Origin of the sequence: Salinicola sp. CR57, from assembly GCF_003206585.1 — a bacterium.
Lineage (GTDB): Bacteria > Pseudomonadota > Gammaproteobacteria > Pseudomonadales > Halomonadaceae > Salinicola > Salinicola lusitanus.
This window is the reverse complement of record NZ_PZJL01000012.1, coordinates 166,516-190,876: the sequence shown is the minus strand read 5'-3', so window position 1 is coordinate 190,876 and position 24,361 is coordinate 166,516. Positions and strand designations below refer to the sequence as shown.

Genomic DNA, 24,361 nt, shown 5'->3' with positions numbered 1-24,361 from the left:
GCGCTGGGCGAAGCCGGACCTAGTCGCCGGTCGCGACCGGCCTGGCAGGGTCGCGAATCCACTCGCTCCAGGAACCCACGTAGAGCCGCGGCAGCGGCAATCCCGCAACGGCGTAGGCCAGGATGTTGTGGCAGGCGGTCACACCGGAGCCGCAGTAGGCCGTCAGCGCTTCGGCCCGGGGCAGCTCCTCCGCCAACCGCTGTGGCGATTTGAAGTGACCGTTTCCATCGAGGTTGTCGCTGCAGGGCCGACATGTCGCCCCCGGAATATGGCCCGCGACGGGATCGAGCGGTTCTTCGACCCCACGAAAGCGGGACAAGGCTCTGGCATCCACCAGTTGCCCGCCTCGTTCCAAAAGCGCGCCCACCGGGATCAGCGCCTGGTCATCGAACGCTGGGCACCACTGGCTCCGCCCGCCCGGTTCGGCGGCGGTCTCCACGAGTTCGCCCGCTGCCAGCGTCCATGCGGTCATGCCCCCGTCAAGGACACGAACGGCGGGATGGCCCGCCCAGCGAGCGATCATCCACCACGCCCGTGCTGCCGCCAGTTGCCCCCCGTTGTCGTCGTAAACCACGATGGATCGTTCGGGAGTGACGCCCATGGCTTGAAGGGTGGTGGTGAACGCGTCGTGTGAGGGCAGCGGATGGCGGCCACCCTCGCCCGGCGGTGCCGAAAGATCTCGTTCGAGATCCAGTACGAGGCTGTCGGGAAGATAGCGACGGGCAGGCAGCGATTCGTCGCCCCGGGACGCGCGACAATCGAATATCAGCGGCGGTTGATCGCCGCCAAGAGTGCGCTGCAACTCTTCCACCGTCACCAGCACGGATGCGTTCATCACTTCCTCCCCAAGCGTCGTCGATCGAAAGACAGTCTGGCCCATCACGAGCGTTTCGTCAGCGGCGCGCGTGCGGCGATCAGGCGGCGGCGACCGGCCGAGGCGAAGCGCACGTCGATCACCGGGTTGGCGGCATTGCCCTCGACCACCAGCACCTCGCCATCACCGAAGCTGGCATGTCGCACCCGATCTCCGACCTGCCACGGCGCCACGCTGACCTCGGCAGCCGGCGCTGATGGCACCGGCTGGCGGGCGTGCAGCGTGAGCGACCGTCCCAGGTGTTCCAGATCCGCGCTCGCCTGGCCAATGCGCGCCAGATAGGTGCCGATCATTTCCGGCTCGCGAACCGCGACGCCGGTCTCGCTGCCGCTGCGGATCGCCCGGTCGATTCGACCGCAGTCCTCCACCGCGGTCTCCTCGAGGAACCGGCTCGGCCGGTGATCACCGCCGTCCTGAACCAGCAGCAGACGCTCCCTGGCTCGGGTGATGGCCACGTAGTAGAGCCGTCGCTCCTCCTCCAGCCGCTCCGGCGAGAGTGGGTTGTCGCGGCTGAAATGGGGGAAATCCTCCTCGTTGAGCCCCCACACCGCAACCAACGGCCACTCCAGTCCTTTGGCGCCGTGCACCGTGCTGATCAACACGCCGTCCGGGCGATTCTCGACCGGATTGCGCAGCAGTTCGATGAACGCCGCGGGATCGCTGGCCAGCTCCCCCGCCTGCTCGATCAGTACGTCGAGCAGGCGCACGTCGTCATCGCCCTTCTCGCGACGCGCCGCTGAACGACGCAGAATTTTTTCGGCATCGATGGCGTCGACCACGTGCTCGAGCAGCTTGGCCGGCGGCCACGATGCCAGCTTGGGAAGCTCGCACAGCAGTTGCCACCGCTTCTTGAGGTGCCGGCGCTGACCGGGTTTGAGGCCCGCCAGAACCGAAGATTCGCGAGCCGGCCACTGCTGGGTGCGGACGAGTTCGTCGACCAGCCGGCGTACGCGCTCCTGGGCCACGAAGGTCGTCGGCTGCGAGAACAGCAGCGCCAGATGGGCGGGATCCTGCAGCCGCTGCGGCTGGCGGGCCAGCTGAAGATAGCCCGCCAAGGCCTGAACCAGCGGCAACCGGAACACGAAGCGCTCTTCCTGCGCCAGCCGAAACGACACGCCGGCCCGCAGCAGCTGCAATTGTACCGAGACCGACAACGACCAACTGCGCACCAGCACGCAGGCTTCGTCGCTGTGTCGACCCGCCGCGTGCCAGCGCTGCAGCGTCTCCAGCAGCGCGCTGGCACCGACGCCGGTCTGGACCTCGGTCAGGGGGTTGCCGGGGGCCGCCAGACAGAGCTGGTCCCAGCGCTGACGGTTGTGTCGGATCGCGTGATTGGCGGCCAGGGCCAGAGCATGGCCGTGCCGGAAGGTGTAGGAGAGCGGGTACTCGCTGGCATGGCCGAACAACCCGTCGAAGCGTGACAGCATCGCGTCGGGCCGCGCACCGCGCCACTCGTAGATGCACTGATTGGCATCGCCCACCGCCATGACCTGGGCCTGTTGGCCGGCGAGGATCTTGAGCAGCCGTAGCTGGGCCTCATTGATGTCCTGATACTCGTCGACGATCACATGCCCCAGAAAACCTTCGACCCGTCGGCGCGCGTCCGTGTGCTCTTCGAGACACCGCAACGGACGATGGAGGAGGTCCGCGTAGGTCATCTGCCCGGCGGCTTCGAGCAGCGACTCCACCACCTCGAAGGCATCGATGAAGTGCCGCTCGCCGGCGGCATAGTCGAGCTTCTCGAACAGTTCGGCCGGCGTGACGACCTCCGCCTTGACCAGATCGCAGAACTGGCCGAACGCCTCCAGCCGATCCGCGTCCAGGGCCGCCTCGCGAGTCTCGCCATCGGCCGATGCCAGGCTCTGCATCACCGCCTGCCGCAGCAGCCGTTCCCGCTGCCAGTCGGCCTGCAGCAACTGGCGCGGCGGCAGGTATCCCCAGCGCGTCAGGCTCTGGGTCAGGCGATGACCGATCGAGTGGAAGGTTCGTACCTCCGGCAGCGCCACGTTCGGCGGCGCCTCCCGGGTCAGCTTGGCGCGGAAGTCGTCCCTCGCCGCGCGATTGAACATCAGCACCAGAATGCGCCGCGGATTCTCGCCGTTGGCGAGCAGGTGCAGTACCCGCTTCACCAGCGTGGTGGTCTTGCCGGCGCCGGCTACCGCCGCAACTCGCGCGTGGCCGTGACGATGGCCGACCACGGCGCGCTGTTCGGCGGTCAACCCATCGGCGGGCGCCTGATCCGACAGCATCGAGGGATCCCGATCGCTCATGGCGCCCCGTCGTCGAACCGGCCCAGCACATGCCATACGCCGCCACTCCACAACCCCATCTCGTCGTCACGCCGCTCGGCCAGTTCGACCCAGCGGTAGAACAGGTTGCGGTGCAGCCGCGCCCGCAGACCGTGGCGAACGGGCAGTGCCGGCAGGAGATCGCCCCCCGGGCCGCTGAGCAGTGTCAGACGATGGGTCGCATCCAGCGGCACCCGGTCGCCACCGGCGGTGACCGCGATCCAATCGGCATCGACCCGATCGGCGTCGGTGATCAGCAGCGGCAGATCCTCGACGACGATACGGAGTTTCTCCGCGGGGGTGACCAGATAGTAGTCGCCATCGGCTTCCCGACGGAGCACCCGGCTCAATAGCTCGACCAGCGCGGGCCGCCGTATCGGCGAACCCTCGTGGATCCAATCGCCATTGGCCGAGATGGTCAGGTCCATGTCGCCGCAAAAAGGCGGATCCCACTGCGCCAACGGGGGGATCGACTGCGGATCGAACTGCTGGAACAGCGTGTCGAGTTTCATCGTGCCCTCCTCGACGGCGCGCCGGCGCCGTTGCCTGCATTGTCGCCGGTGAACGCGCTCACACGAACGGGTTGTCGGCCTTCCCCTCGGGGGCGCAGCCGGGGAACAGCCGATAGAAGTTGGCTCGGGTCTGCATCGCTACCTCATCGACGGTGATACCTCGTTCGTGGGCAATGCACTCGGCAACCTCGACCACCCACCGTGGCTCATTGGGGTGGCCGCGATGGGGGACCGGCGCGAGGAACGGACTATCCGTCTCGATCAGCAGACGATCCAGCGGCACCTGTCGAGCCACGCCGCGCAACGCCTCGGCGCTGGCGAACGTGACGATACCCGACAGTGAAATATAGAAACCCAGCCTCAAGGCCTCCCGGGCCATCTCCAGGTCCTCGGTAAAGCAGTGAAGCACCCCGCCCACCTTCGGATCGACATGCTCGCGGATCAGGGCCAGCGTCTCGTCACGCGCCTCACGGGTATGGATCACCACCGGCAGCTCGAGCTCCCGGGACGCGCGGAGATGGGCGACGAAGCGCTGGCGCTGGGTCTCTCGCGGTACGCTGTCGTAGTGAAAATCGAGGCCCGTTTCGCCGATGGCCACCGCCCCGTAGCGGTCGGCACAGGCCTGGATCGCCTCGCTGTCGGGCTCTTGGGCCACCTCGTGGAGCGGATGCAGGCCGACGCTGATGTCGACATCGTCATGGCGCCGCGCAATCCCGGCCAGGTTGGGCGCCCCTTCCAGCGACGTCGAGATCGCCAGGAAACGCCGGACACCCCGGTCCCTGGCGGCTTCCAGGGCCGCGTCGAGATCGCCGCCGTAGGGCGTCAGATCGAGGCGATCGAGATGACAGTGAGAGTCGACGAACATGAAGATTTCCAGGGTAGAGAGTAGATAGACACGAACACTCCGCGTCGACGCCACCATCGGCAACGTCGACGCGCTCAGGATCGCAGCAGCGCCGACCAGCGAACCAGCCAGGCCTCGAGCACCAGCTGCGGATTCGGGTTGCCACCCGCCGCCAGCAGTCGACGCTGCTCGCGGGCATAATCCAGCAGCCGGAACCAGTCGCGCACACGGGCGTTCTTGACCGCCTGGCGATACAGCGGCAGCAGATCGCCGTTGCGCACCCTGCCGGGGTCTCCCGACAGGCCGAGCCGGATCAGATCCTCCAGCCAGGCGATGCCATACCATAGTATGCGGTCGAGCGACTGCGCATCGAGCCTGGCCGCTTCCCCCACCGGCTCGCCGCCGCGCACCAGCGCATCGAACAGTTCGCGTAGATCCTGGCGCAACTGTCGCGCCTCCGCGCCGGCCAGCTCCTCGGCCAGCAGCGGCAGCCCGCCGGCCACGCTCAACCAGAAACGCGCCTCGTCGCCATTGCCCAGGCGTTCGCGCAGCCAGGGTTCGGCCACCTCAAGCGGGGGCACGGCAAGGCTCCAGTGCTGGCAACGGGAGCGAATGGTCGCCAGCAGCCGCGACGGCGTATCGGATACCAGGATGAACAGCGTCCGATCGCCCGGCTCCTCGAGACTCTTCAGCAAGGCGTTCGAGGCAGCGACGTTCATCGCCTCGCCCGGCTCGATGCGGATGACCCGGTAGCCGCCCTGCTGGGCAGTCTGGGCGACGAAACCATTGACCTGGCGGATCGCGTCCACGCGGATCTGGCGGGATTTCTCGGCTGGCATCACCGTCAGCAGGTCGGGGTGGTAACCGGCCGCCAGCATGCGACAGCTATGGCAATCGCCACAGGCCAGCTCGCCGGGGTTACGGCACAGCGTCCGCGCGATCAGCGCCTCGGCCAGCGGCTGCTTGCCGATGCCGCTGGGTCCGGAGAGCAGCAAGGCATGAGGCAGGCGACCGCCATCCTGCAGTTCGACCAGTTGCCGCCATCGGTCGGTCTGCCACGGCAGCGGGCTTACACCCATGCCGACACCCGCTGGTCGAGGCAGCGTTCGATTTCGCTCTGGACCGCATCCAGCGCGGGACTCGCATCGATGATGGCGAACCGCTCGTTGTCACGGGCCCGTTCGAGATAGGCTGATCTGACCGACTCGAAGAACGCTTCCCGCTCGCGCTCGAACCGGTCGAGCTGGGCGCCGCGGCTGACGACCCGCTGCGCCGCGACACCAACAGGCATGTCCAGAAGCAGCGTGAGATCGGGCTGCAACCCGTCCTGGACCAGGGTTTCCAGGGTTCGAATGCGCTGGCGATCCAGCCCGCGCCCCCCGCCCTGATAGGCGAAGGTGGCATCGGTGAACCGATCGCAGACGACCCACGCGCCCCGGGCCAACGCAGGACGGATACGCTGGGCGAGGTGCTGGGCCCTGGCGGCGAAGACCAGCAGCAATTCGGCGTCGTCGCTCCAGGCCTCTTCCCGCGTGGGATCCAGCAGGAGTTCCCTGATCGCCTCGGCACCCGGGGTGCCGCCGGGCTCACGGGTGCGCACGACTTCGATGCCCTTCGCCGCCAGCCAGTCGCAGACGAAGGTGACATTGGTCGTCTTGCCCACCCCCTCGCCACCTTCCAGCGTGATGAATCGGCCGCGCCGCTGTTCGGTATCACCTGCGTTCATGCGGTGTCGTCTCGTCGGTGAGTGGACCGCGAACTCAATCGCGATTCAGGATGTAGCGTCGGACGGCGGCGTTATGCTCCTGCAGCGTCCGCGAAAACTGATGCGACCCATCCCCCTTGGCCACGAAATAGAGGGTGTCGCCTGCGGCGGGATGGACGGCGGCCTCGAGCGACCCGAGTCCGGGCATCGCGATCGGCGTCGGCGGCAGCCCTTCGATGACATAGGTATTGTAGGCAGTCTGCCGCTGGAGATCGGCCCGAGTGATATTGCCGACATAGCTGTCGCCCATGCCGTAGATCACGGTCGGGTCGGTCTGCAGGCGCATGCCTTTCTGCAAGCGACGGACGAAGACGCCCGCGATCTCGCCACGTTCCGCCGGCACCCCGGTCTCCCGCTCGATCAGCGATGCCAGGATCAACGCCTGATACGGCGTATCGATCGGCAGGTCGTCGTCGCGCTCGTCCCAGACGCTCGCCAGCGTCTGCTGCATCCGGTCGAAGGCGCGGCGCAGGATCTCGAGGTCCGTCACGCCCTTGTGATAGCGGTAGGTATCGGGAAAGAACTGCCCCTCGGGGAAGGTGTCCTCGTGTCCCAGCGCGGCCATGATTTCCTCGTCGCTCATCGCCGCCGTTCGATGGTCGAGCTTGGCGGCCTTGTCCAACTGGGCGCGCATCTGCCGAAATGTCCACCCCTCGGGAATGGTAAGCCGATAGGTGACGACCTGATCGCTGGAAAGGTGCGCGATCAGTTGACGGCCACTCATGCCCGGATCGAGCTCGAACTCCCCCGCACGCAGGCCTTGGGTCGCCTCGGGTGCAACGCGGGCCAGCAGCCGATAGGGCCAGGCCGCGTCGATGACGCCGCGCTTCTCGAGATCGTCGATGACGCGGGTGAACGCGGCCCCCCGCGGCACTTCGTAGATCGTCTGCTCATCGAGCGCTATCGGCCCGTCGAGCTGTTTTTGCCAATAGTGGAATCCGCCGAAGACCACGATCGTGGCAAGCAGCAGTATCCCGATCAGAATTTTGAGGAGACGCATGTCCATCCTTAATCGCCGGGAGCCGTGCATCGGCTCCCGGGCATGATACGAAGGGTCAGTCGCCGCGGTTCAGCGGATACCCCAACTGTTCATGGGCGGCCTGCCGGAAAGCATCGCTCGTCGCGAGCGGCCACTGCCTGAGACAGTTGCCGGTGCTGTCATCCAGCCGCCGAATGGGCCACGCGCCCTGAACGCTGTTGATCAGCCAGGCGGCATCCGCGGCCAGCAAGGTGTCGAGCCCGACGCGGACCCGATCGATGTCGACGACGGCCTCCAGCGCGTTCAGCAGCGTCCCGTCGACGCCGCAACGATCGAGCAAGGGTGTTTCGAGGCGCCCCTCTCGACGCCAGACCAGATTCATCGCCGTCGCCTCCACCAGACACTCTTCCGAATCGAGCAGCACTCCCTCGGCAATGGCGTCGTCCTGCCACTCCTGCCGGGCAAGGACGTTCTCGAGTCGTGCCAGATGCTTGATCCCGGCCAGGCGGGGTTGCCGACCCAGCCGAAGCTCGCAGCAACGAACGTTCACGCCTTCGAACCAGCGTTCGGCAATGGGCTGGAAGGCGGAGACCGTCCACCGCCACCGCGGCTCGGCCAACGCCGGCGGACGATATCCCCGTCCACCGCTGCCCCGGGTGACGATCAGCTTCAGCACCTTGAGGCCAGGCCCGCACTGCGCAGGCAGGGCCTCGAAAGCTGCGAGGTCCGGCCGGGGAAGCGCCAGCCGCTCGATCCCCGCCTGCAGGCGCGCCATGTGCTGCTTCCAGAGCTGCGGGCGACCATCGCGAACCAGGATGGTCTCGAACACGCCGTCACCGTAGGCGAGCCCGCGATCGTCCATCGGAAGCGCTGTATCGCGCATGCGCTAGACCTGGGTGAAGATCAGGGACCCGTTGGTGCCACCGAATCCGAACGAATTCGACAGCGTCGTCCGGATCGGCATTTCCCGAGCGTTGTTGGGCACGTAATCGAGCGTGCAACCCTCGTCGGGATTGTCGAGGTTGATCGTCGGCGGCGCGACCTGATCGCGAATGGCCAGCACGCAGAAAATCGCCTCGACCGCCCCGGCCGCGCCCAGCAGATGGCCCACCATGGACTTGGTCGAACTGACCGCGACCTGACGCGCGGCGTCGCCCATCACCCGCTCCACCGCTCGACTTTCCGCCACGTCACCGGCCGATGTGGAGGTGCCGTGAGCGTTGATGTAATGGATGTCGGCGGGGTCGATCCCGGCATCCCGGATGGCGTTGGCCATCGAGGCCGCCGCACCGCTGCCATCTTCGGGAGGCGACGTCATGTGGAACGCATCGTCGCTCATCCCGAAACCGGTCAGTTCCGCATAGATGGTAGCCCCCCGGCGCTTGGCGTGTTCGTACTCCTCCAGCACCATGACGCCGGCACCGTCCGAGAGCACGAAGCCATCGCGGTCGCGATCCCAGGGCCGGCTGGCCGCCTGTGGGTCGTCATTGCGGGTGGACAGCGCTCTCGCCGCGGAAAATCCGCCCAGGCCCAGGGGCGTGGTCGCCATCTCGGCGCCGCCGCAAAACATCACGTCGGCATCACCGTACGCGATGGTTCGCGCGCTGTAGCCGATATTGTGCGTACCGGTCGTGCAGGCAGTGGTGATCGCGATGTTGGGACCCTTGAAGCCGTGCTGGATCGCCAGGCTGCCGGAGATCATGTTGATGATCGACCCCGGAACGAAGAACGGCGATATGCGACGCGGTCCACCCTTGTGAAGCGAGTCGTGGTTGCGCTCGATCATGGGCAGGCCGCCGATGCCCGAACCGATGGCGACACCGATACGGTGTGCGTTTTCCTCGGTGCATTCGATACCGGAGTTGCGCATCGCCTGTGTCGCCGCCGCAACCCCATACTGGATGAACAGATCCATCTTGCGAGCATCCTTGGGATTGAGATACTCGCCGATATCGAAGTCCTTGACCGCACCACCGAACCGGGTGTTGAAGCCGGTCGTATCGAAATGCTCGATCGGCGCGATGCCACTCTTCCCTGACAGGAGGCTCTTCCAGCTCTCCTCGACCGTGTTACCGACTGGCGTTACCAGCCCCATCCCGGTCACCACCACTCTTCTGCGCGGCATCGAATCTCCTCCGAACTTCCTGATGGCCCTGAAGGCACGATCCGTGAAGCCATCATCGCCTCACGAGACCGAGGACTTCGCCTGGGCCCGACTGGCGCGAATTATACCTGAACAACCCTGGAGATGGGCGTTGCGAACGGTGACTTTGCCCCACCAGTCGCCTCCATGTCCACGCCACCTCGCTCGCCGTGCCCGGGCGCCGTGGCGCAAGCGCTTGTCCCGCCCTCTCGAGAAAAGGCTTTCAAAACGCAGAAAGCCGCTCTCGTGGAGAGCGGCTTTCTGAACATCGGCACGTCCTGCCCGGTGGCATTCTCCGTATCAACGGAGAATACCGGGCTTACTGATGAGCGACGATGTAGTCGATCGCTTCCTGAACGGTCGTGATCTTTTCAGCTTCTTCGTCGGGAATTTCGGTGTCGAATTCCTCTTCGAGCGCCATCACCAGTTCGACGGTATCCAGCGAATCCGCGCCGAGGTCTTCGGTGAAGGATGAGGTGTTCTGGATATCCTCTTCCTTGACGTTCAGGCGTTCGGCAACAACCTTCTTCACGCGCTCTTCGATGGTGCTCATTATGTCGTTACTCCTAGTGGTACGAATCCGCCAGCTAAAAAGCTGCGGGTAGTTTATAGACCGCCCCCAGACGACGCAACCCGCGTCGCGGGAGGATTACCGCATGTTCATGCCGCCATTAACCTGCAGCGTTTCGCCGGTAATATAACCGGCTGCATCGCTTGCGAGAAACCCGATAGCGGCGGCGATTTCCTCCGGCTGCCCCAGACGGGCCAGCGGAATCTGCCCCAGAAGCGCATCCCGCTGAGCTTCCGGCAAAGATTGGGTCATGTCAGTGTTGATGAAACCCGGCGCCACGGCGTTGACCGTAATCGCACGCGAGGCAACCTCTCTCGCCAATGCCCGGGTAAAGCCTTCCATGCCGGCCTTGGCCGCAGCATAGTTGGCCTGCCCCAGGTTGCCCATCATCGCCACGACGGAACTGACGTTGATGATGCGACCGAAGCGCGCCCGCGTCATCCCCCGGAGACTGGCCTTGGAGACACGATAGACCGACTTGAGATTGGTATCGAGGACCGCATCCCACTCGTCCTCCTTCATTCGCATCAACAGATTGTCACGCGTGATACCGGCGTTGTTGACCAGGATGGTCGGCGCCTCGAAGGTCTCGGTGATGCGCTTGAAAAGCGCATCGACACTGGCCTGGTCGGTGACGTCCAGCGCCAGCCCCAGGCCTTCGATGCCCTGAGCCTTGAGATCGTCGTCGATCCTGGTGGCGCCGGCTTCGCTGGTGGCGGTGGCAATCACGATGCGCCCCTGCCGACCCAGCTCATGCGCGACGGCGCGCCCAATCCCACGACTCGCGCCGGTGACCAGCGCAACTCTACGTTCGGTCATGTCATTCATCCTTAAGGCTCTTGTACGTCCAGCGTTTCACGCGCCAGCTCGAGCGCAGCCGTCAGCGTGTCGGGATCATTGACCGCCAGCCCCTTGGCCTGTCGCTGGATACGCTTGCTCAAGCCAGTCAAGACCTTGCCCGGGCCACACTCGATGAACACGGCAGCACCATCGTCGAACATGGCGTTCACGCACGCTGTCCAGCGCACCGGACGATAGAGCTGTTCGACCAGCCGATGGCGAAGCGCCTCCGTCGTCTCGGGCACCCGAGCATCGACGTTCTGATAGACAGCATAACGCGGCAGCTTGAACTCCATCGCCCCCATCGCCTGCTCGACCTTCTCGGCGGCGGGCTGCATCAATGCGCAGTGGGAGGGCACCGACACGGGCAGCGGCAGCGCGCGCTTTGCCCCGGCTTCCTGACACAGCGCGATGGCCCGGTCGACGGCGCCGCGGTGGCCCGCAATGACGACCTGGCCCGGAGAATTGTAGTTGACGGCAGCGACCACCTCCGACTGGGCGGCTTCGCGGCAGGCCGTCTCGACCGCCGCGTCCTCCAGCCCCAGAATCGCGGCCATTGCACCTTCGCCCGCGGGCACCGCCTGCTGCATCGCCTCGCCACGCAGGCGCACCAGCCGGATCCCCTCCGCGAAGCCGAGGGCACCGGAACAGACCATGGCACTGTACTCGCCCAGGCTGTGGCCGGCCATCATGCAGGGTCTCGGCCCCTCCAGCTCCTGCCACACACGCCAGATCGCCACGCTCGACGCCAGCAGCGCGGGCTGGGTACAAGCCGTCGCGTTGAGTTTCTCTTCGGGACCTTCCTGGACGACATGCCAGAGATCGTAGCCAAGCGCTTCCGATGCCTCGTCGAATGTCGTGCGAACTACGCTGTAACGTTCGGCCAGTTCACGCAGCATGCCGACCTGCTGCGAGCCCTGCCCGGGAAAGACCAAAGCCAGTGATTGCGTCATCGCGCTCACCCTTGAAATGGTGGACCGTCGGATCTCGTCGTGTCGCAAGACCCGCTATCCTCTCGATCGTCGGTGACGATCGACGAGATAACAGGCGTCGCCGAGTCGTGAGACCATGCCGCGCGAAGATGGTCCGGCAATCCGACCTCGACTTCACGTACAGCCCGGTCGATGGCGAAGGCGAAGGCCTGGGCACTGGCATTGCCATGACTCTTCACCACGATACGGTTGAGCCCGAGCAGACTGGCACCGTTGTGCCGCACCGGGTCCAACTGCGCCTTGAACCGCATCAGCGCGGGTCGCGCCAGCAGGGTCACCAAGCGTGTCGACCAGTGGGATTCGAAGGTTTCCTGTAGCCGCTTCAGCAGCATCTGGGCCACGCCCTCGCTCGCCTTGAGCACGGCGTTGCCCACGAAACCATCGCAGACCACGACGTCGACCGAACCGGAAAAGATCGCATCGCCCTCGATATACCCGACGTAGTCGAAGTCGCTGCCGCCGCGGGCCTTCAGGAGCGCATCGGCCTCGCGCACGCGGGCCACGCCCTTGCTCGCCTCGATACCGACATTCAACAACGCCACCCTGGGTAGCGCCACGCCATCGACGACCCGCGCCATCAAGGCTCCCATGTGGGCGAAGTCAACGAGATGTCGGGCATGTACATCGACGCTGGCCCCCAGATCGAGCAGATAACACCGCCCTCCCTTGCGGGTCGGGACCGCGGTACTGATTGCCGGCCGCGAGATACCGGGAACGCTTCCCAACTCCCGCCGCGCCAACGCCACCAGCGCGCCCGTATTGCCACAAGTGATGCCGGCATCGGCCTCGCCGTCCCGCACCGCCGCCAGCATACCGAACATGCTGGTCGAAGACGGATCCTCAAGAGCCTCCATCGGCGGAGTGGACTGGAGCACGACTCGCGGCGCATCCACCAGCTCCAGGCGCTCGGCCTGCGGTGCCTCTATCGCGTCGCCGGCCAACTCCGCCACCAGCGCACGAAGCTCGACCTTCGGACCGAATACGGCGGGCTCGAGTTCCGGATGGCGTTTCAACGCCAGCAGCAGGCCACCAATAGTCGCGCGGGGACCGAAGTCCCCGCCCATGGCATCGATGGCGATGCGCACTGCTCTTCTACCAAACGCCCGACGTCTGTTTAAACGTCGACGACCTTGCGACCACGATAGTAGCCATCGGGGGCCACGTGGTGACGGCGATGCGTGGTACCGGTTTCCTGATCCTGGGACAGGGCCGGGGAGGTCAGTGCATCGTGTGCGCGACGCATGCCGCGCTTGGAACGGGTCTTACGGTTTTGTTGAACGGCCATGATATGACTCCAACGTCAATGTCTTCGGGTTCAGAGTTTTCCCTTCAACGACTTCAACACGTCGAAGGGGTTGTCAGGGCGGGCGGCCTCTTCTACCGAGGCCTCACCGCTGCTCAATTGCTCACGGGAGACGGCACACTCTGCCTCGTCGTGATAGACCACCTGGGGCAGACTGAGGATCAGCTCGTCCTCGATCGCCTCCAGCAGGTCCAGCTGTTCATTGTCGACCAGCACCGGTTCATAGTCGCTGGGCACCGTCGCCGCCAGCGCATCATCGCTGACGACAGCCAACTTGAAGTGACTGGCGACCGATACCGCCATGGGCTGCAGGCAACGCCGGCACGGAATCATGAGATCCGCTTCCAGCTCCCCATCGATCAGATGGCGACGCTGCGTATCGATGTCGAATTGCAGCTTGACGACGGCATCACCCTGCTGCGGCCCGATCTCGATCTTGAGGCGTGCCAGTTTCTCGAGGTCGACAAGCCCCTCGATCGTTTCTTGGTTAGCCGCTGCCCGATAGGGCTCGACGGTCGGGGGAAGTCGTCTGGTCAACATAGGCGCGATATAATAGGGATTTGCCGGGGCCCTGTCAAAGCAGTCGGAACGCGCTATCCTGTTGCCCGACAAGGCATCCCCGCACGGGCCAACGACCCTGCCGCTACCGCGATGCCGCCTACCCGATTATCAAGGAGCAGCCCGATGTCTCGCCTGGTACTCGCCTCCAGCTCCCGTTATCGCCGTCAACTGCTGGACCGGCTGGGACTCCCTTACGTCTGGTCCTCACCCGACATCGATGAAACCCGGCGACCAGGGGAAGACGCCGAGAGCCTGGCCCATCGACTGGCGCTCTCCAAGGCCCAGGCGGTTTCCGTCGACTACCCCGGCCACTTGATCATCGGCTCCGACCAATTGGCACTGTTCGACGGAGACATACTGGGGAAGCCCGGCGATTTCGACACGGCCTGCGCCAATCTCCGCCGCTTCTCGGGGCACAAGGTCAGCTTCATGACCGGCCTTGCCCTGATCGACACCCGCAGCGGGCGCCACCGAGTCGTTCACGACACCTACCACGTCTGGTTCCGAGCGCTGAGTGACGAGGAGATAGAGGACTATGTCTCCCGCGACCAACCCTACGACAGCTCGGGGAGCTTCCGGATGGAGGGGCTTGGCATCGCGCTATTCGAACGCTTCGAAGGTAACGATCCCAATACCTTGATCGGGCTCCCCCTCATCAGGCTGTGCGAACTGCTGAGAGAGGCTGGCGTCAACCCACTCGGTCAGGGTAGCTGATAGCGCACTGGCGATGCGGCGCTGTCCAGACCCAGCCAGTGGGCCGCCGCGCTGGTGAGCTTGTTGGAGACCAGCGACCAAGGATCGAGGGATGGGGTGTAATCCTCGAGACTCACCTCCCCAAGACGCGCCCGCGACAGTTGTTCGAGGTTGGCGATCTCATCGACCAGCCCCAGCGACTTGGCCTGCTCGCCGGTCCAGACCAAGCCGGAAAACAGCTCCGGATCGTCGCTCAGGCGGTCACCACGCCCGGCCTTGACGGCCTCGATGAACTGCCGGTGCGTGGTATCCAGCACCGACTGCCAGAACTCGCGCTGCCCCGGTGATATCTGCGAGAACGGATCCATGAAGGCCTTGTTCTCTCCTGCCGTGAAGACACGACGTTCGACACCGATCTTGTCGATCGCGCGCTCGAGGCCGAACCCCGCGCTGATGACGCCGATAGAGCCGACCAGGCTTGCCGGCGAGGCGTAGATACGATCCGCCGCCGAGGCCATGTAGTAGGCGCCACTGGCACCAATGTCCTCGATGACGGCCAGAATCGGCTTGCCGCCCTGGGCCTGGAGATAGCGAATTTCGTCATAGACGCGCTGCGACTGGACCGGGCTCCCGCCGGGACTGTTGACATGCAGCACCACGGCATCGGCATTGGGATCCCGCCATGCCCGCTGCAGCCCCTTGATGATGCGCTCGGCGTTGGCCTGGCCATTGGCGTCGATGGGTCCGCTGACCTCGACGACGCCAAGATGCCGGCGACTGGAGGACCCGCCGTCGCCTTGGGCCAGGAACATGGCATAGGCACTCAGGCACAGGCCCGCGATCAGGATCAGCGCGAACAGCAGCCGAAAGAAGATCTTCCAGCGCCGCGACCGCCGCTGCTCGGCGAGCACGCCGCCGACCCACCGATCCATCATCTGCACTTCGGCCAGCCGCACCGTATCGGCGTTGGCCGGTTCGCCATCGCGAGGCGCGCCCGCCGCCTTGCGCCGCTCGGCCTCCGAGCGGCTCAACTCCGGCCCTTGTGTCCAGTCATCCCGTCGATCGTCGCTCATCTTCGTCTCCTTGCTGAATTTCCGCGCCCAGAGCATCTAAAAGGTCGGCAGACGACGACGTCAGACCAGCAACCACTCGATGACCGACGGAAAGTCATCGGCGACGAATCTGGGATCGCTGCGCTGCAGACGCTGGCGTTCGTGCACGCCGTAGGTCACCGCGATGCGATCCATGCCGATGGCCCTGGCCATCTCCAGGTCATATTCGGTGTCGCCGATCATGACGGCCTCGGCGATGGGTACATCGCACTCGGCCAGCAGCTCCTCGAGCATCTGAGGGTGCGGTTTCGAACGAGTGAGATCGGCGGTACGACTCGCCGCGAACCAGTCGCCGCAGGCTTCGTGACCGAAGACACGATCCAGCCCGCGCCGACTCTTGCCGGTCGCGACCGCCAGCCGACACCGGGCATCGCGGCGCAGGCAGCCGATGCCTTCCACTACGCCGGGGAAGAACGGGGTCGGTATCCGGTCGGCGACCCGGAACTGATGGCCGTAGGCTTCCCGCAACCGATCCTGGTCGAGGGCCGTCACCCCCGGAAAAAGCATGGCGACGGCTTCCGGCAAGCCCAGCCCGATGATATTGCGCACATCGGCATCGCTCGGCACCGGCCACTGCAACTCGCGCGCGGCGGCCTGCATGCAAGCCACGATACGCGCCGCCGAATCCATCAGCGTGCCGTCCCAGTCGAAGATCACCAGCGAGTAGCGACAACGCCGCGACACGCGCTCGCCGGCGAGCGCCTCAACCACCATGACGGGCACGCTCCAGCACCTTCTCCAAACCCGGTTCCAGCGGGGCTCTCGCCTGCACCGGCCGTCCGGTCTTGGGATCGGGGAAGGTCAGGGTCAAGGCGTGCAGGAACAGGCGATCCAGGCGCAGGGATCGCGCGAGGCGCGCACCCTCGGCGCTACCGTACTTGTCGTCCCCCAGCAGCGCGTATCCGGCATGCGCGGCATGGACACGGATCTGATGGGTGCGCCCAGTCACCGGCTCCGCTTCGATCAACGTCACCTTGGGGAAGGTTTCACGCACCGCGAAGCGGGTTCGCGACACCTTGCCATTGTCGTCCACCCGCACCCGACGCTCGCCGTTGCCGGCGTCGTAACGCTCCAGCCGGGCGCTGACGTAGTCGCGCCGCGCCGGCCAGCGCCCCTGCACCAGCGCCAGGTAACCCTTCTCCATCCGGCGCTCGCGCAGCGCAGTATTGAGCGACAGCAACGATTCCCGATTCTTGGCCAGCAGCAGGCAACCCGAAGTGTCGCGATCGAGACGGTGAACGAGCTCGAGGAAATCCAGGTCCTCGCGCACCTGGCGCAGCGCCTCGATCAAGCCGATCTTGACGCCACTGCCGCCGTGCACGGCCAGCCCCGACGGCTTGTTGATGACCAGCCAGTCCGGGCCTTCGATGACGACGCTACCGGCCAGCAGGTTACGCAGGCCCTCGCTGGCCTCCTTCACCGCACTCTCCGGCGCCAGCCTCAGCGGCGGCACGCGAACCACGTCGCCGGTCTGAACGCGGTAATCCGCCTTGATACGCTTCTTGTTGACACGCACCTCGCCCTTGCGAACGATGCGGTAGATCAACGACTTCGGCGCGCCCTTCAGGCGCGTCCGCAAGAAATTGTCGATCCGCTGTCCCTGCTGGGACTCGCTGACCTCGATAAACTGCACTTCCTGGCCTTCGGCCATGCTCGACTCCCTCGACGGCGCTGCGCGGCGACACCAGCGCGCCGCCGGCCGCCATTCTAACGCACGCAGCCGGTAGCGCGAGCTCAATTGCCGCTACCTCGGCATTACTGTTATATTGCGAACTCACTCGGTGGGTTTATCACCCATTCAGGCGTCAGCAACTGCATAGCTGACCGAAGTGAAAAAATGTCTCGATCCTCCAGAGAGTTAACGAAGCCAACCGCTCACGGCTGCTGGAGTGATCAAAACACGTTTGGAACGCCAGGCCCCGACTCGACCGTGCGACTGACCTCAGCTCGCCATGCTCGCGGGAAATCCACAGGTACCAGTGGAAGGCGTCGCCGAACCGAACAATGCCAAGTGATATAGACGGCAGTCTGCAGGACCGGATGCGTCGACGAAAAACGCACCGTGACATGTCCTGCCACCGTTTCGTACTCAACCCATGTTCGTGTAGCGCCCCTAGCAAGCAGGTAATGAAAGCAAAGATGTAATGGTAATGAGCAAGCACGCCACTGGGCTCGACGAGCGTCGACCCGAATTCGCACCGATGGCCGCATCGCGCCGTTCGACCTGCGTTTTTCGGACATTCCCCTCGAGTTCCTGACGCGGGTCTTCAGCGTATTGCACGCTGAGCTCGTTCTGGCACACCCTCTGCGCCTGCTTGCCCTGCCGGGTCGCTTCACCAATGTGCGCGAGCACAGCACGACCGCTTGCGGTTCGTCGTCGCCGATTGCAGCACGCCTTCCACCGGCACGCTCAATTAGCGAGACCGTATGAAAAGAATGCTCATCAATGCGACACAGCCGGAAGAGCTGCGCGTCGCACTCGTGGATGGACAACGCCTTTACGACCTGGACATCGAATCCGGTGCCCGGGAACAGAAGAAAGCCAACATCTACCGGGGCAAGATCACCCGCCTCGAACCCAGCCTCGAAGCGGCCTTCGTCGACTTCGGCGCCGATCGCCACGGCTTTCTGCCGCTCAAGGAAATTTCCCGCGAGTACTTCTCCAAGGACCCCTCGGGCCGACCCAACATCAAGGAAGTCCTGAAAGAGGGTCAGGAAGTCATCGTCCAGGTCGACAAGGAAGAGCGCGGCAACAAGGGCGCGGCACTGACGACCTTCATCAGCCTGGCGGGACGCTTTCTGGTCCTGATGCCCAACAACCCTCGCGCCGGTGGCATCTCTCGCCGGATCGAGGGCGAGGAGCGCAGCCAGCTCAAGGATGCCATGGGTCAACTGACCCTGCCGGACAAGATGGGCGTGATCGTGCGCACGGCGGGTATCGGCCGCTCCCCCGAGGAGCTGCAGTGGGATCTCGACTACCTGGTTCAGGTGTGGGATGCGATCACCACCGAAGCGGTCAAGCGCCCTGCCCCGTTCCTGATCTACCGCGAATCGAACGTGATCATCCGCGCCATGCGCGACTACCTGCGCCAGGACATCGGCGAGGTGCTGATCGACAGCGCGGACGTGCACGAGGAGGCGCTCAGCTTCATCCGTCAGGTGATGCCGTCCTACCAGCAGAAGATCAAGCTCTACACCGATGACGTACCGCTGTTCTCGCGCTTCCAGATCGAGTCCCAGATCGAGACCGCCTATCAGCGTGAGGTCAAGCTGCCCTCAGGTGGTTCGGTCGTCATCGACCATACCGAGGCGCTGGTCTCGATCGATATCAACTCGGCACGCGCCACCCGTGGCGCCGACATCGAGGAGACCGCGCTCCAGACCAACCTGGAAGCCTCCGACGAGATCGCCCGCCAGCTGCGGCTTCGCGATATCGGCGGCCTCGTGGTCATCGACTTCATCGACATGTCGCCGGCGCGCAACCAGCGCGAGGTCGAGAATCGGGTTCGCGACGCCCTCAAGCTCGACCGCGCCCGCGTCCAGATCGGCCGTATCTCGCGCTTCGGACTGATGGAGATGTCGCGCCAGCGGCTTCGCCCTTCGCTGGGCGAGACCAGCGGCGTCGTCTGCCCCCGCTGCGATGGCCAGGGCACCATTCGCGACGTCCGCTCCATGGCACTGTCGATCCTTCGCCTGATCGAAGAAGAGGCGATGAAAGAGCGCAGCGCCCAGATTCGCGCCATTCTGCCGGTGCCGGTGGCGACCTACCTGCTCAACGAGAAGCGTAACGTTCTCTCCGACGTCGAGCGTCGCCAGAACGTCAAGGTTCTGCTGCTGCCGAATCCGGAGATGGACACGCCACACTACGACGTCCAGCGCCTGCGTGACGACCATGTCTCCGAAGATGGCGACGAGACCAAGTCCAGCTTCGAGCTCTCCGTCGACAGCGACCTGCTCAAGGAGCCGGAAACGACGCTCTCCAAGCCGATCCAGCGCACCCAGGCCGCCGTGCAGACGGTCCAGCACACGGCCCCGGCTCCGGACTCGCTGCACCAGGAACCCGAGAAGAAGGTCGCCCCCCAACCCGCCGCCGAGAGCACGGCCACGCCAACAGCGACGCCGACTCCGCAGGCCCAGGCGGCCAACGGCGGCCTGATGCAGCTCTTCAGGGGCCTGTTCGGCCGCCGCCGTGCCGACGAGGAAGCAGCGGGCTCCAGCGATGCCTCCGGCCAGCGTGACCAGGGCAGCCAGGGTGGCAACCGCTCGGCGGGCGCTTCCCGCAGCAGTAATGCAGACAACGGCTCGGCCAACTCCCGCCCTTCCCGGCCGACGGGCCAGAAGAGCGATCAGCGCAGCGATCGCGATAACAGCGGAAAGCGCAGCGATAGCGCCTCCCGCAGCAACGACGGCAACGCGCGTGGCGACAACAACGCCCGTGGTGGCGACTCCAATCGCCAGGGCAACAACCGTCGCCGTCGCGGCCAGGATGATCGTCAGGGCGGCAGCGACAGCCGTAATGACAATCGCCAGAGCCAGGGTCGTCAGCCGCGTCAGGACAACCGGCAGGACGGTCGCGGCAAGACGGACAAGATCGGCAACGAGGCAAAGGGCGACACCGCAAAGGCCGATACCACCAGCCCTTCCGGCAACGTCAAAACCCCGCGCACCGACAACCGCGACGCCTCGCCCGCGCCCAGCGCTCCCAAGGAGACTGGCGAGAGCAAGCCGAAGCGGACACGCAACAATCCGCGCAACCGCTCGCGCAAGCACGCCCTGAACCCGGCAGCCGCCGAGGAGCAACAGAAGCTGCAGGCGGCAGCGGCGGCCGATACCGGTGACGACGCCAAGCCAGCCGAGTCGGTCGAAGCCGAATCGCTCCAGGATCAGACGGCCTCTTCCGAGCGCCATGCCCCGGTGGCCGAGACCAAGAGCGTGAAAAGCGAACACTCGCGCGCCGAACAGGACGAACCAACCGCGACCACGAGCGAGCCGAAAGAGCCCCGTTCCAGGGCCAAGCCCGCCGAGTCTGGAAAGGCCGCTAATCCGCGGAAGCCGGAACGGACCAAGCCGGCATCCGAGTCGGTCTCGGCGGACGGCGCCCCTGAGACCTCCGTCTCGGAAGAGGATCAGGTAGTCAAGGCGCAATCCGAGGCATCGACCGAAGCGGACCAGAAGGTCACGCCGACGGAGACCGTTTCGGAAACCAGCCAGCGGGCGGACGATACCAACGTCGCCGCCGATGCCACGGCCGAGTCTTCCAAGCGGCCTGTCGAAGTGCCGGCGACCCCGGCGTCTGCCGAGGCCAGTGCGACCGACGCCGCCACACCGTCGGCGACCTCTTCGGCAAGCGATGATGCCGCCAGCCAATCGGCGCCTGGCGAAGAGACGTCGCATGCGGAACGTGTCGAGACCTCACCGGCTCACGAGGCGATCGCCCACTCGACGGCATCGACCGAGGAGAACCCGGGGTCGGCTGCTCCCGCCGGACCGATCGCGGACGAGACGGCAGACCAGCCTGTCCAGGACGTGACCAAGGCCGACGACGTCGAGCCCGAGGAAAACGCACCGCGTGACACCACACCGGTAGCGCCGGTATCCGAAGCGTCGGCAACGCCCGCCTCAACGGAGGATGACACCAAGGCAGCGGCTCCGACCCAGGATCAGGCGCGTCAAGCCGAGGCCAGTGCAACCCCGGCCAATGAGCGTCCGCTCAAGGCCGCGGAAAGCCAGTCTGGTGACGAGAGCGAACCCCGACGACCACGTCGCCGGCGGGCGCATAACGATCCGCGTGAAAAGCGGCGTCGCGAGACCGGCCAGGGCGACAACTGAGTCGCCCCCAGCCACGAAAAAGCCCAGACAGCGATGTCTGGGCTTTTTTGATGCCCGGGGTCCGCACCCCGATCCATTCCAACGCCCAAACCGGCCCAGGGGCCGTACGAAAAGCCGGCGAGCGAAGGTCAGACCAGGATGCGGAACCAAGGCAAAATCGGCCAAGACGGACCAGGCTGGCGCATCAGTTTACGGGGTGGAAATGCGTATCTTGACGGGGCGCCGAGCTCGGGCTGGCGTTCCGGCCGATTTCTAACGCCGCATTGTCGAGCGCAAGCAGTTTTCGAGGGAGCCCAGCACTCGGTGGCGCGCCTACCCGCTCAGAGGGCCGCGGTCTGGATGCCACGAGGCTCGCGTTCGAGCACCACCCCGAACGCCGCCCGCACGGCGCCGACGATTCTCTCGGAGAACGAGAGCAGCTCTTCCAGCGACCCTCCGCCAAAATGGACCAGCACCAGGGCCTGGCGATCGTGGATGCCGAACGCCCCTTCGCGAAAGCCCCGCAGCCCGCACTGGTCGATCAGCCAGCCGGCAGCCAGCTTGACCCGGCCATCCGGCTGCGGGTAATGCGGCATCGAAGGCGCCGCCGACAGCAACCGATCGGCCAGAGACCGCGAGACCAGTGGATTCTTGAAAAAACTGCCGGCGTTGGGCGTGACGAGCGGGTCGGGCAGTTTCTCCCGGCGAATGGCGCAGATCGCCTCGAAGATCGCCTGCGCGCTCGATGGGTCGGCAACGCGATCACCCAGTGCGCCGTACCCCAGCTTGGGCGACGGCCGTGTGGAGAGCGTCAGCCCCAACCGGGTGATCACGACCTGGTTGGCCAGTTCGCGCTTGAACACGCTGTCACGATAGCCCAGCTCACACGCCTCCCGGCGCAATCGGCGACGCTGACCGTCTCTTCGATCGACCAGTTCGACCCAATCCAGCACGTCGCCAATCTCGACACCATAGGCACCAATATTCTGTATCGGTGCCGCGCCGGCCAGTCCCGGTATCAAGGCGAGGTTCTCGATTCCCCACAGTTCGCGCGCCACGCAGCGTTGGACCAGCGCATGCCAATTGACGCCAGCGCCTACCTCGACATGCACGGCGCCGCCTTCACCCGCCATGAACGACACGTCATCGAGTTCCGCGCGCAACGTGAGCCCCCCCACCACCGGCGGCAGCAACACATTGCTCCCTCCACCGAGCACCGTGAGGTCCCAGTCGTGGCGATTGGCCAGTTCCACGCCTCGCACGACGTCGCACTCGCGACGGGCGAGCCAGAAACGCTCGGCCCGGCTCGGTAGCGCCAGGGTGTTGGCGTGACCTAGATCGTGATCGACCTGCAGCTCGGGGATCGAATCCGGCATCAGGCGCCGCCCACACGCTGGCGAAGCGACGCCGTCAGCCCCTCGACGGCAAGCTCGAGTTGATCCAGCACCCGGAGGAACCCCGCCTCGCCGCCGAAATACGGGTCCGGCACATCCGTGTCCGGCTGGTTGGCGTATTGGAGCAGGCGGGAAACCCGTGCGCGACTACCTTCAGGTCGCCGCGCCAGCACCTGATCGAGATTGTCGGTATCCATCACCAGAATCTCGTCGAACTGCGCGAAGTCCTGCTGCGCCAACTGGCGCCCACGCAAGCCACTCAGGTCGACGCCGCGCTCCGACGCCGCCTGGACGGCGCGAGGATCCGGGGCCTGGCCGACATGCCAGGCCCCGGTGCCGCAGGAGTCGATCTCGATTCTAGCGTCGAGGCCCTCGTCCTGAAGGCGCTTTCTGAGCATGCCCTCCGCCGTCGGCGAGCGACAGATGTTGCCCATGCAGACGAACAGGACCCGCCATACGGGACGCGACTCGCTCATGCCTTCTCCCGCTGAGAAAAATGCTGACGCACCCGCTCCAGGTCCTCCAGGGTGTCGACGCCGCCGGGAAGGGACGAAGAGACCGTCGCCACCTGAATGAGATGACCGTGCTGCAGCGCCCGCAACTGTTCGAGCTGCTCGAGCTGCTCCAACGGTGCCGGCTGCCAGTTGACGTAATCGCCCAGAAATCCGGCACGATAGGCGTAGAGGCCGACGTGACGCAGCCAGGAATCCGTCTCGAGCCGTGTCGGCGGCTGGGTCTTCCAGGCATTGCGATCCCAGGGGATCGGCGCCCTGGAGAAATAGAGCGCCCGCCCGCTCAAGTCGGTCACGACCTTGACCACGTTGGGATTGAACAGCGTATCGACATCGTGAATCGGCTCGGCCAGCGTCGATACCGACGCCCGCGCGTCGGACGCGAGACGCGTCGCGACGAGATCGATCGCCGAGGCCGGCAGCAGCGGCTCATCGCCCTGAACGTTGACCACGATGGTCTCGTCCGGCAACGCCAGCTTGGCGCTGACCTCGGCCAGACGGTCGGTGCCGGAGTGGTGATCGTCTCGCGTCATGACGACCTCGGCACCGAACCCCCGGGCCGCCTGTTCGATACGCGCATCATCGGTGGCAATCACGATCCGCGACGCGCTGCTCTCCCTGGCCCGCAACCACACGTGCTGGACCATGGGCAGCCCGTCGATATCCATCAGGGGCTTGCCCGGGAGGCGGCTGGAGCCGAAGCGGGCCGGAATCACGACAACAAAATCGCTCATGACGTCGGGGCCGCCTTGCCGAGCTTTTCCTCGGTCGACATGACACGCGCCTCGCTCTCCAGCATCACTGGGATCCCGTCTCGGACCGGATAGGCCAGCCCGCTGACCGAGCTCTTGAGCTCCTGACGTTCGCGATCGAAGGTCAGCTCGCTATGGCTGACCGGACAGATCAACATCGTCATCAATTCCTTATCCATGATCATTCCTTATCGGAGATTCCGAGTACGTCGGCGTGTTCGCCAAACCAGCGCCGAGACATGTCACCATGATCGCGCCATCGTCGCTGATACGCCAGAGAGGAGCGAGCGGAATCCAGGCTCCATAAGACAAGCAAGACGGCGTTAAACTCCGTCTGGAGCGCAGGCCCGGTCCGTTCTTCGCCAATGTTTGCCTAGCGACGCGCTACGGCCTGGTCCTCGCTCACAGACTTTTCGCG

The 24,361-nt window shown here is 65.3% G+C and carries 24 protein-coding genes; 2 read left to right on the top strand and 22 right to left on the bottom strand.

Annotated elements, in window-relative coordinates; genetic code table 11:
* Positions 1 to 19: 19 nt before the first annotated feature.
* From DOM56_RS17895 to DOM56_RS17825, 15 genes are all read right to left on the bottom strand, one after another.
* Positions 20 to 835, bottom strand: coding sequence for a sulfurtransferase (locus tag DOM56_RS17895; protein WP_110710372.1), 816 nt, complete (start codon positions 833 to 835; stop codon positions 20 to 22).
* A 44-nt stretch (positions 836 to 879) separates the two neighbouring features.
* Complete coding sequence (locus DOM56_RS17890) at positions 880 to 3,144, bottom strand: ATP-dependent helicase (RefSeq protein ID WP_232822355.1); 2,265 nt, start codon at positions 3,142 to 3,144, stop codon at positions 880 to 882.
* A complete protein-coding gene (locus DOM56_RS17885; RefSeq protein WP_110710371.1) occupies positions 3,141 to 3,674 on the bottom strand; it encodes a DUF1285 domain-containing protein in 534 nt (177 codons plus the stop codon). The genes DOM56_RS17890 and DOM56_RS17885 overlap by 4 nt, the downstream gene beginning before the upstream one ends.
* Before the next feature lie 58 nt (positions 3,675 to 3,732).
* The gene (locus DOM56_RS17880; protein WP_110710370.1) at positions 3,733 to 4,539 is read right to left on the bottom strand and encodes a TatD family hydrolase; all 807 of its coding nucleotides are present in this window, start codon (positions 4,537 to 4,539) and stop codon (positions 3,733 to 3,735) included.
* 74 nt (positions 4,540 to 4,613) lie between these two features.
* Positions 4,614 to 5,597, bottom strand: a complete 984-nt coding sequence (locus tag DOM56_RS17875; RefSeq protein ID WP_110710369.1) for a DNA polymerase III subunit delta' — start codon at positions 5,595 to 5,597, stop codon at positions 4,614 to 4,616.
* Entirely contained in the window at positions 5,588 to 6,244 is a 657-nt protein-coding gene (gene tmk / locus DOM56_RS17870) for a dTMP kinase (protein ID WP_110710368.1), read from the bottom strand. Before tmk ends, DOM56_RS17875 begins: the two co-directional genes overlap by 10 nt.
* Before the next feature lie 34 nt (positions 6,245 to 6,278).
* Positions 6,279 to 7,289, bottom strand: coding sequence for an endolytic transglycosylase MltG (gene mltG / locus DOM56_RS17865; protein WP_110710367.1), 1,011 nt, complete (start codon positions 7,287 to 7,289; stop codon positions 6,279 to 6,281).
* 49 nt (positions 7,290 to 7,338) lie between these two features.
* Entirely contained in the window at positions 7,339 to 8,145 is an 807-nt protein-coding gene (gene pabC / locus DOM56_RS17860) for an aminodeoxychorismate lyase (RefSeq protein WP_110710366.1), read from the bottom strand.
* 3 nt (positions 8,146 to 8,148) lie between these two features.
* A complete protein-coding gene (gene fabF / locus DOM56_RS17855; RefSeq protein WP_110710365.1) occupies positions 8,149 to 9,387 on the bottom strand; it encodes a beta-ketoacyl-ACP synthase II in 1,239 nt (412 codons plus the stop codon).
* A 337-nt stretch (positions 9,388 to 9,724) separates the two neighbouring features.
* Complete coding sequence (gene acpP, locus DOM56_RS17850; protein ID WP_110600108.1) at positions 9,725 to 9,958, bottom strand: acyl carrier protein; 234 nt, start codon at positions 9,956 to 9,958, stop codon at positions 9,725 to 9,727.
* Positions 9,959 to 10,054: 96 nt separating this feature from the next.
* Positions 10,055 to 10,795, bottom strand: a complete 741-nt coding sequence (gene fabG, locus DOM56_RS17845) for a 3-oxoacyl-ACP reductase FabG (protein WP_110600480.1) — start codon at positions 10,793 to 10,795, stop codon at positions 10,055 to 10,057.
* Positions 10,796 to 10,806: 11 nt separating this feature from the next.
* Positions 10,807 to 11,769, bottom strand: coding sequence for an ACP S-malonyltransferase (gene fabD / locus DOM56_RS17840; protein WP_110600110.1), 963 nt, complete (start codon positions 11,767 to 11,769; stop codon positions 10,807 to 10,809).
* 5 nt (positions 11,770 to 11,774) lie between these two features.
* On the bottom strand, positions 11,775 to 12,893 hold the full coding sequence (plsX, locus tag DOM56_RS17835; protein ID WP_110710364.1) for a phosphate acyltransferase PlsX: 1,119 nt from the start codon (positions 12,891 to 12,893) through the stop codon (positions 11,775 to 11,777).
* A gap of 29 nt (positions 12,894 to 12,922) precedes the next feature.
* On the bottom strand, positions 12,923 to 13,093 hold the full coding sequence (rpmF, locus tag DOM56_RS17830) for a 50S ribosomal protein L32 (protein ID WP_087719813.1): 171 nt from the start codon (positions 13,091 to 13,093) through the stop codon (positions 12,923 to 12,925).
* A gap of 30 nt (positions 13,094 to 13,123) precedes the next feature.
* The gene (locus DOM56_RS17825; RefSeq protein ID WP_110710363.1) at positions 13,124 to 13,651 is read right to left on the bottom strand and encodes a YceD family protein; all 528 of its coding nucleotides are present in this window, start codon (positions 13,649 to 13,651) and stop codon (positions 13,124 to 13,126) included.
* A gap of 144 nt (positions 13,652 to 13,795) precedes the next feature.
* Between DOM56_RS17825 and DOM56_RS17820 the strand changes: the two genes are divergently transcribed.
* Positions 13,796 to 14,386: a Maf family protein gene (locus DOM56_RS17820; RefSeq protein WP_110710362.1), complete on the top strand. Its 591-nt coding sequence runs from the start codon at positions 13,796 to 13,798 to the stop codon at positions 14,384 to 14,386.
* On the opposite strand, the gene sppA is transcribed toward DOM56_RS17820, so the two are convergent.
* From sppA to DOM56_RS17805, 3 genes are read right to left on the bottom strand one after another with little or no spacing between them, the layout of a single operon-like run.
* The gene (sppA, locus tag DOM56_RS17815) at positions 14,374 to 15,438 is read right to left on the bottom strand and encodes a signal peptide peptidase SppA (RefSeq protein WP_110710361.1); all 1,065 of its coding nucleotides are present in this window, start codon (positions 15,436 to 15,438) and stop codon (positions 14,374 to 14,376) included. The two genes, DOM56_RS17820 and sppA, sit on opposite strands and share 13 nt — an antisense overlap.
* Positions 15,439 to 15,498: 60 nt before the next feature.
* On the bottom strand, positions 15,499 to 16,191 hold the full coding sequence (locus DOM56_RS17810) for an HAD-IA family hydrolase (RefSeq protein WP_110710360.1): 693 nt from the start codon (positions 16,189 to 16,191) through the stop codon (positions 15,499 to 15,501).
* The gene (locus DOM56_RS17805) at positions 16,181 to 17,128 is read right to left on the bottom strand and encodes an RluA family pseudouridine synthase (RefSeq protein WP_110710359.1); all 948 of its coding nucleotides are present in this window, start codon (positions 17,126 to 17,128) and stop codon (positions 16,181 to 16,183) included. The genes DOM56_RS17810 and DOM56_RS17805 overlap by 11 nt, the downstream gene beginning before the upstream one ends.
* A gap of 776 nt (positions 17,129 to 17,904) precedes the next feature.
* On the opposite strand from DOM56_RS17805, the gene rne reads away from it, so the two are divergent.
* Entirely contained in the window at positions 17,905 to 21,306 is a 3,402-nt protein-coding gene (gene rne / locus DOM56_RS17800; protein WP_110710358.1) for a ribonuclease E, read from the top strand.
* Positions 21,307 to 21,626: 320 nt separating this feature from the next.
* Here the strand turns inward: rne and murB are convergent, their stop codons facing one another.
* From murB to DOM56_RS17780, 4 genes are read right to left on the bottom strand one after another with little or no spacing between them, the layout of a single operon-like run.
* Positions 21,627 to 22,661: a UDP-N-acetylmuramate dehydrogenase gene (gene murB, locus DOM56_RS17795; RefSeq protein ID WP_110600126.1), complete on the bottom strand. Its 1,035-nt coding sequence runs from the start codon at positions 22,659 to 22,661 to the stop codon at positions 21,627 to 21,629.
* Positions 22,661 to 23,155, bottom strand: coding sequence for a low molecular weight protein-tyrosine-phosphatase (locus tag DOM56_RS17790; RefSeq protein ID WP_110710357.1), 495 nt, complete (start codon positions 23,153 to 23,155; stop codon positions 22,661 to 22,663). Before DOM56_RS17790 ends, murB begins: the two co-directional genes overlap by 1 nt.
* Positions 23,152 to 23,925 carry a 3-deoxy-manno-octulosonate cytidylyltransferase gene (gene kdsB / locus DOM56_RS17785; RefSeq protein ID WP_110710356.1) on the bottom strand — a complete coding sequence of 258 codons (774 nt, stop codon included), beginning with the start codon at positions 23,923 to 23,925 and terminating at the stop codon, positions 23,152 to 23,154. The genes DOM56_RS17790 and kdsB overlap by 4 nt, the downstream gene beginning before the upstream one ends.
* Positions 23,922 to 24,122, bottom strand: coding sequence for a Trm112 family protein (locus tag DOM56_RS17780; RefSeq protein WP_187775931.1), 201 nt, complete (start codon positions 24,120 to 24,122; stop codon positions 23,922 to 23,924). The genes kdsB and DOM56_RS17780 overlap by 4 nt, the downstream gene beginning before the upstream one ends.
* Between the last annotated feature and the right edge of the window lie 239 nt (positions 24,123 to 24,361).

What these genes read in the sequence shown, in the direction of transcription:
- DOM56_RS17895 (WP_110710372.1), bottom strand. Translation starts at nt 835, where the DNA reads ATGAACGCATCCGTGCTGGTGACGGTGGAAGAGTTGCAGCGCACTCTT.
- DOM56_RS17890 (WP_232822355.1), bottom strand. Translation starts at nt 3,144, where the DNA reads ATGAGCGATCGGGATCCCTCGATGCTGTCGGATCAGGCGCCCGCCGAT.
- DOM56_RS17885 (WP_110710371.1), bottom strand. Translation starts at nt 3,674, where the DNA reads ATGAAACTCGACACGCTGTTCCAGCAGTTCGATCCGCAGTCGATCCCC.
- DOM56_RS17880 (WP_110710370.1), bottom strand. Translation starts at nt 4,539, where the DNA reads ATGTTCGTCGACTCTCACTGTCATCTCGATCGCCTCGATCTGACGCCC.
- DOM56_RS17875 (WP_110710369.1), bottom strand. Translation starts at nt 5,597, where the DNA reads ATGGGTGTAAGCCCGCTGCCGTGGCAGACCGACCGATGGCGGCAACTG.
- tmk (WP_110710368.1), bottom strand. Translation starts at nt 6,244, where the DNA reads ATGAACGCAGGTGATACCGAACAGCGGCGCGGCCGATTCATCACGCTG.
- mltG (WP_110710367.1), bottom strand. Translation starts at nt 7,289, where the DNA reads ATGGACATGCGTCTCCTCAAAATTCTGATCGGGATACTGCTGCTTGCC.
- pabC (WP_110710366.1), bottom strand. Translation starts at nt 8,145, where the DNA reads ATGCGCGATACAGCGCTTCCGATGGACGATCGCGGGCTCGCCTACGGT.
- fabF (WP_110710365.1), bottom strand. Translation starts at nt 9,387, where the DNA reads ATGCCGCGCAGAAGAGTGGTGGTGACCGGGATGGGGCTGGTAACGCCA.
- acpP (WP_110600108.1), bottom strand. Translation starts at nt 9,958, where the DNA reads ATGAGCACCATCGAAGAGCGCGTGAAGAAGGTTGTTGCCGAACGCCTG.
- fabG (WP_110600480.1), bottom strand. Translation starts at nt 10,795, where the DNA reads ATGACCGAACGTAGAGTTGCGCTGGTCACCGGCGCGAGTCGTGGGATT.
- fabD (WP_110600110.1), bottom strand. Translation starts at nt 11,769, where the DNA reads ATGACGCAATCACTGGCTTTGGTCTTTCCCGGGCAGGGCTCGCAGCAG.
- rpmF (WP_087719813.1), bottom strand. Translation starts at nt 13,093, where the DNA reads ATGGCCGTTCAACAAAACCGTAAGACCCGTTCCAAGCGCGGCATGCGT.
- DOM56_RS17825 (WP_110710363.1), bottom strand. Translation starts at nt 13,651, where the DNA reads ATGTTGACCAGACGACTTCCCCCGACCGTCGAGCCCTATCGGGCAGCG.
- DOM56_RS17820 (WP_110710362.1), top strand. Translation starts at nt 13,796, where the DNA reads ATGTCTCGCCTGGTACTCGCCTCCAGCTCCCGTTATCGCCGTCAACTG.
- sppA (WP_110710361.1), bottom strand. Translation starts at nt 15,438, where the DNA reads ATGAGCGACGATCGACGGGATGACTGGACACAAGGGCCGGAGTTGAGC.
- DOM56_RS17810 (WP_110710360.1), bottom strand. Translation starts at nt 16,191, where the DNA reads ATGGTGGTTGAGGCGCTCGCCGGCGAGCGCGTGTCGCGGCGTTGTCGC.
- DOM56_RS17805 (WP_110710359.1), bottom strand. Translation starts at nt 17,128, where the DNA reads ATGGCCGAAGGCCAGGAAGTGCAGTTTATCGAGGTCAGCGAGTCCCAG.
- rne (WP_110710358.1), top strand. Translation starts at nt 17,905, where the DNA reads ATGAAAAGAATGCTCATCAATGCGACACAGCCGGAAGAGCTGCGCGTC.
- murB (WP_110600126.1), bottom strand. Translation starts at nt 22,661, where the DNA reads ATGCCGGATTCGATCCCCGAGCTGCAGGTCGATCACGATCTAGGTCAC.
- DOM56_RS17790 (WP_110710357.1), bottom strand. Translation starts at nt 23,155, where the DNA reads ATGAGCGAGTCGCGTCCCGTATGGCGGGTCCTGTTCGTCTGCATGGGC.
- kdsB (WP_110710356.1), bottom strand. Translation starts at nt 23,925, where the DNA reads ATGAGCGATTTTGTTGTCGTGATTCCGGCCCGCTTCGGCTCCAGCCGC.
- DOM56_RS17780 (WP_187775931.1), bottom strand. Translation starts at nt 24,122, where the DNA reads ATGGATAAGGAATTGATGACGATGTTGATCTGTCCGGTCAGCCATAGC.